The following is a 6013-nucleotide window of genomic DNA, read 5'->3' as shown; positions in this document are numbered from 1 at the left end:
GAAGCTTTCAATGCCACAGTTGTCCGAAGCATCCGGTGCTGTCCAGCTTACCACCGCGCCACAGGTATTAGCATCGTTATTCAACTCGATGTTGGTTGGGACATTCGTGATCAACGGCTTCACCTCATCCGACACTAGTACATTAAAGGATTTTACAGAGATGTTTCCATTTGTATCAACGACTTTAAAATCAACAGAAATAGCTTGACCAACATCTCCACATCCATATGGAATCGATGTTACTCCTTCATTGAAATATTTGGAGCTGATGCCACAATTGTCGAATGAAGCATCATTTAACGTTTCGACAGTCAATAACGCAGAGCCACTTTGATCCAAGAATAGAGTGATTTCAGTTGGAATATCAATTACAGGATATTGGAAATCCCCTACAATCAATTCAACCTGTTCGGTTAAGGTTTCCGAATTGGAATCAGTAACCCGAACTTCATAGGATCCAGCTGACAGATTTTCTAGTAAAATTCCAGTATCAGGCAATAGCTGACCATTCTTATACCATTCAATGGTGTATGGAGCCAATCCGGCAAATATATTAACCCGAAGTTTTCCATCTCCTGCTCCAAAACAGGACTCATTGGTTACGCCTAACCTTATTCTAAAGTTCTCCACAAATTCAGCAACCACCTGCTTATCTGCATCCATAATAAGCTGAAGTGGATTATCAGATCCAGTAGCATCACCTGACCACTGTACAAAACTCCATCCCTCTGCAGGAATCGGTGTCAGAGAAACGGAATTTCCATCCAAAAATTGATTTTGATTAGGATCTCGAACAATTATTCCTTCACCAACTACACTGGTTGTCAAAGTGTATTCGGCTACAACATTTGTACAGAATTCTTTTTCGATACTGTTGTCAAGGATATCATATTCAATTGGATCCGCTCCTGACAACTCTGCATAAATATTAAACGTGTTACTTAAAAGCGTAATCGGAACAGTCACCTCTACCGTTTCTTGAGGTCCGACAGTTATTAAATCATGAGAAATTTCATCAAGACTTTCCCCGGATTTGTAGTAAAACTTCAGGGTCGCTTCTGTTCCTACATCTCCTTCATTGAAAATGCTTGCTGTGAGTAATACCTCATCTCCATTTTGAGGACAATCATTACTGAAAATTAAATCAGCAAATCGAAGATTTGGCGCATCACCCACAAATATGCTTCGGAGCGCTGTATTATTATCCCGGTTTCTATCGGGTTGCTCTTCCAAAACATCAATGATGGCTTCCAGCGTTTTGAGACCACCAATTGTTGAAGAATAAGTATCCAAAATAGCCACCGTTCCATCTTCACCTGCTGCTACCCCACTGACTTGTGCGTCCTCTCCTATTTGCTGACCATCAACCAATAACCTTACTTTAAACGGACCAGAAGGAACCACTCCCAAATTTTCATAGGAAACAAAGAAATTAACAGGTTCACCAAGATCTGGATTTAGTTTAGTGGGAGATATAAATTGAGGCTCAACCGAAAGATCTGGACCTGGAGTAAGAATCGTAATCTGCTTACTAAATTCATTATTGTCCTCCTGACACTCAGTGTATTTCCCTTCTTCATCTACCACTACTTTTAAAGTGAAAGTACCTGCTTCAACAAATACGTATGGTATCTGGACAAATGATCCAGAACCGCCAAGAATATTAGGAACAACTGTACTGGCAATCTCTTCATCGTCCAAATAGAATTTCACTGATACATCTTCTGAATCAAAAAGCCCCGTATTTTGGATGTAAGCCGTTAAAAACTGCTCCGTATAAATTTGGTAATTACCCCGCCAAGCATTGTAATTGGAAAATGTACCCAATGACAATGAAAAATCAACACATAGGAAACCAAAACCCGTATTATTCGACTCATTAGACTCAGAAATTTCAGAATTAGCATCCAGTTGATAATCAAGTCGATTATTACCATAAGTTGTTAAGGTGGTATAAATACTATCAGCTCTGGAATCTCCTGGTTCAATCGAATCTTCTATGCGATTACTAATCACACGTTCTACCCCATTTTCGTTAATTATAAATGAATTTGTAAATGGAGCAACAGTTGCAGTTCGTCCAATATTTCGATAAAGACGCTTGATTTTAAATGTCTCTCCAAGATTTGGATGGCCTGGCTCAATTTCAAATCGTTGATAATAAGTATCTAGATCGGGCTTCTTTGGGGAGTATCTTATCGTAAACTCCAAAACATTATTGGTTTCATCAAACTCATCAATAACGCCAGACCCAATCGGTGTATCGGCCTCAATTCGAATTACTTTATCGTCCGTCGTTGTAAACAACCAACTCAAAGAATAGAGCTGTGAACGGCCGCAGTTATCAATGTTTTCAGTTATAAGCCTTGAATCGACTTCTACACCATCGATATATACTTTCATAGTAAATGGTTCACCATTAACTACTCCACCAAGATTTTTTGCATAAACCCTTAAGGTGTAGGGATCTTCTAGATTGAATGTAGAAAGAGAGGATTTTGCAGGAACTATATCAGGCTTTTCTGCAAATAGCTTTTTGGCAATTCGAACCGTATTATTGGATTCAGAATTCTCAGACACTTGTTCTAAATAATCTGCTGTTGCTGAGAAATAACAATAATCTTGATATCCGGAACAACTATTTACTTGATTAGGGTCAGAGATTGAAGTTACAAAAGGATATTCAATAAATTCTCCCGGTTGCAAAAGTGAAATAAATACCTCTCCAATTACTCCTTGACAAGAGGAATACCTGAACACAAAGTTTTCAGCTGGTGCTTCCCCCCTATTGGTTACCCGAGCTATACCCTCTATCGTTTCACCTCGCAAATAATAATCTCTTCCTTCTTTTGGAAATAAGGAGAATTGAGTTTCAAGGTCAGGAAGTTTTACAGCTTCCTCAGAATTGTCTTCTATCACTTGAATGGTCAATGGACCAAAAGATTGAACAAACCTACCTTCATCCACCTCGCCGGTAATGGTGTAAGTTCCAATTTCAAAAGGACCTGTGAAAGTAGAATAAAATCCTCCGGCAGAATTTGTTACCGTTTGTCTTTCTTGTCCATTACTCATGGTAAGTCTTACAGTAGCTCCCGAAACCTTCGGAGTAATAGCAAGGTCTAGCCCAAAATAACTTGCTACACCAGATACAGTGAAACTTTGATTTGGAAATATGGTAGGAGGATTAACAGATGAAGTCACATTAATCCCTTCTGGTAATGCATAAAATCGGATGGCAAAATTGTTTAGCTCATTTTTCTCATCCAACACATTGGTTTCATCCAAAACTACTTTGACTTCATGATACCCTGATACTGAAAAAGCGTATTGGAATTGAACCCAAACTGTGTCCTGTGGATCAACGAATTCTACGGTTTTAGAAGCAATAAATTGCTCATCATCATATACAGAGACTACAAAGTTTTCTGCTGGAAAATCAGAGGTATTCCTAACAATTCCCGTAATCGTAAACTCCTCTCCAACTCCAGGTTCATCATTGCTAAATAGGATATCACCAGCAAAAATCCCAACATCTAATAAATCGCTAGTCACCAGAGGGGTAGCATCCCAACCTGAGTTTGTTTCGCACCCTTCTGAAGTACGAACTGCGATTTGAGATTCCCAATCAGCATCCTCGGCTAAGTTTGTAACTAAAGCCCGATAGATTTTCCCATCAGTCACATCCAAATCACTTGGATCCTCTTCAACCATTACAATTTCCCGAGTTTCTATAAAACTTTTTAAAGTCAATTTAGGGAAACCGGCAGCAGGTAAAAGCCCGGAAGATTCGGTGTAGTTAAATCGGAATACGAACTCAGTGGAATTAACACCAACCGTTGGTGACACATAAGAAGTTTCAAATCCTTCATCTCCTACATAATCAATTTGTGGAAGTGGATTTACTGTAACGGTAATTGACTTCTCAACCGTACACCCATTCTCATCCGTAATCAAAACCGTATAAGTAGTGGTTTCCATAGGCTGAACTCCTCTGGCTACTACTCTGCTTCCATCATCTTTCCATAAATAACTGACTCCTCCATCAGCTATTAAGGTCGTCGACTCTCCTTTACAAATTATGGTATTGCCAGTTAGGCTAACGTTTGGTTCGGGGAAGTGGCTAATGGTTTTTGAAAGTTCATTATTCGTAAGATTTTCATCAGCTTCCAAAACACCTACCACAATCGTATAATCCCCTTTTTGACTTAAGTCCACTGCTTGTTCAAAGGTATAGGTATAACTTTGACCCGGAGCCAAAACAACAGAAGCAGGTAATACTTCTTCCACCAAAGCTCCTCCAAGCACTTGATAAGTCAGGGTGATATTTCCGATAAAGGAGGTTCCAACATTGGAAATACGAACCTGAATCTGTTCCTGATCGCTCAAGAAACAATTAGAGGCAGGAGAAATGATTTCAGTGATCTCCAAATCCCTTCCATTATCGGAGAAGAACTGCACGGCACCAATACTCACAGGAACCAATCGAGGAACCCCATTAATATCCTCCGAAACAATAGCCGTTAAATCCGCACCATTAACAGCCAAAGCATCTTCTTGTGGAGTGAGATCCAAAGAAGAAACAAATTGAGCATCCACGGTCAGGGAATTCAAGTCCGTACCGGAAAGTGCTTTCCATGCATCTAAATCAGAGGCATCAGAATTCCCCCATCGTCCGAGTAAACTTCCAGAGGTATAGAGATTATTGTAATCAATGTTAACGAATGCTGCAGGTGCACCAATTTGAAGTGCATAGCCACTGGTTCCCTGGAATATATTATTGACCAGCTGATTATTAGATCCATTGGAAAAATATTCCAAAGCGGCTCCGCTTCCTTGGTTCCAAACAGAATTGTGTAAAAACTGAAGATAATCCGTGTTGGAAAAGTAAACCACTCGATTACTTCCTTGACCCTGGAAGAAATTATTATAAACCAAATTTGGTGTTGTAGCACTACCCGAGGCATTGATGATGCGAAGTGCATTCCCTGCCTGGCTGCTAACACGGTTATTATTCACCAAGGACCCACCCGTTGCATTGTTTATATAAATTGCAATTTGATCTGCAGTAGAAGTAGTAGCGATTGTGTTTCCTGTAACCGTCGGTGCTTCCGTTAACTCCAAATAGATTCCTCTGAAATAAAAATCATTCAATTCATTATTAGCAACAGATACCTGAGCAACTCTTGAGGAAGAACTTGATCCTTTGATGTAAACCCCATGGGAACCTCCTGAAATTTGATTTCCAATGATCAAAATATTCTCAGCGAAGGTTCCTGCAACATGAATAGCACTTCTTGAATCAGATTCTTGATTCGTTACCGGACTTTCAATAATCAAGTTTTCAAATTGAAGATTGACTGCCCGATTTCGAATTTGGATTATCTGAGCAACTCCCAGTGTCTTGAAAGTCAAATCAGAGAATTTGTAATGCTCTGCATTATTTAGCTTCAGGGTATACGTATCCGTATGGATCACTTCTACACTTTCAGCGTTTCCACTGGCAGCACGGAAATTAACCATTGCTGTAGGAGAAGCGCCTGGAACTGCTCCAAAATTTAATTGCTCCTCATAGATACCATCCGCAACCAAAAAGTCTACCTGACCTGCAATTCCATTTACTCGCAAGGCTTCAGAGGCAGTTGCAAAGGAAACAAAATTCCGTTCTCCAGATCCATTTGGGTCAATGGTGTATTCACCAATTAAAGGATCGCCTGCTTGCGCAAATTCTACCGCGCCTATACTTAAAGGAACAGTTCGTGGATTGCCATCAATATCTGTGGAGACAAAATCAGTTAAATCTGTTCCAGCTTCAGTTAAAACTGGGTTTTGTGGAGTTAGGTCTGTATCCGAAATAAATAAAGGATCTTCATTTAGCGAATTCGCATCTTTCGAAGACAGCGACTGCCAAGCAGCCAAATCGGCAGCATCGGAGTTTCCCCAACGGGCCAGGTACGTCCCCGTGGTATAAAAATCATTGTAGTCCATTCCCTCTAAACCCCACGAATTCAAGAAT

Annotated in this window: 1 protein-coding gene; it reads right to left on the bottom strand. The window is 40.0% G+C overall.

Translation table 11 applies throughout. From position 1 onward, the window contains the following. On the bottom strand, positions 1-6013 hold a 6013-nt coding region (locus tag HWE15_RS15145; protein WP_290508386.1), incomplete at both ends, for a CARDB domain-containing protein.

It is taken from the genome of Algoriphagus sp., from assembly GCF_013373065.1.
Classification (GTDB): Bacteria; Bacteroidota; Bacteroidia; order Cytophagales; family Cyclobacteriaceae; genus Algoriphagus.
The sequence above is the reverse complement of the archived record's forward strand: the minus strand, read 5'-3'. Positions and strand labels throughout refer to the sequence as shown.